We start from the raw sequence: 1,080 nt of genomic DNA, 5'->3' as shown, positions 1-1,080 counted from the left end.
ACTAATGGAAGGCTTAATCCAACTTGTTTCGTTGCTTCAACAACACCTGTTGCAATAACATCACATTTCATAATCCCGCCGAAAATATTAACGAAAATACCTTTTACATTTTGGTCAGATAAAATAATTTTGAATGCTTCTGTTACTTTTTCAGCAGTTGCGCCGCCCCCAACATCCAGGAAGTTAGCAGGGTCGCCTCCGTAATGTTTAATAATATCCATCGTTGCCATTGCTAAACCTGCACCGTTTACCATACAACCGATATTACCATCTAGTGAAATGTAGCTTAAGTCGTATTTAGATGCTTCAATTTCTTTAGCATCTTCCTCTTCAAGGTCACGATATTCAAGAATATCTTTTTGACGATACAGCGCATTTGAATCAAAGTTTAACTTCGCATCCAATGCCATAACGTCTCCGTCACCTGTTACAACTAGAGGATTAATCTCTGCAATTGAGCAGTCTTTTTCAACAAATACTGTATATAAACCTGTCATGAACTTAACTGCTTTTCCAACTAGTTCTTTTGGAATATTAATATTAAATGCAAGTCTGCGAGCTTGGAATGCTTGTAAACCAATCGCAGGATCCACATATTCTTTAAAGATTTTTTCAGGCGTTTTTTCCGCCACTTCTTCAATTTCAGTTCCACCTTCTTCAGAACCCATCAATACAACTTGAGACGTTGCACGATCAAGAACTAAACCGATGTAGTATTCTTTCTTAATATCGCATCCCTCTTCAACTAACAAGCGCTTAACTTCTTTTCCTTCAGGGCCTGTTTGGTGTGTTACGAGGGTCTTTCCTAAAATATCTTGTGCATATGTACGAACTTCATCTAAGTTTTTTGCTACTTTGACACCGCCCGCTTTACCGCGTCCACCAGCATGGATTTGTGCTTTCACCACTGATACTTGTGAACCTAATTCCTTTGCTGCTTCAACTGCTTCTTCAACAGTAAAAGCTACTCGACCGTTTGGTACTGCAACCCCATATTTTCTGAGTAGTTCTTTTCCTTGATACTCATGGATATTCATTTCCCATCCTCCTAACATAATCAACCACAAAACTATACTGCAC

Annotated in this window: 1 protein-coding gene; it reads right to left on the bottom strand. The window is 38.8% G+C overall.

Annotated features, from left to right (window positions below):
- Positions 1-1,037 (bottom strand): ADP-forming succinate--CoA ligase subunit beta (gene sucC, locus AC1DRF_RS29225; RefSeq protein WP_477742472.1); only part of this gene is annotated, 1,037 nt, incomplete at its 3' end.
- Positions 1,038-1,080: the final 43 nt, after the last annotated feature.

Source organism: Priestia sp. P5_B4 (assembly GCF_056400385.1).
This window is presented reverse-complemented; position numbering and strand designations above follow the sequence as displayed.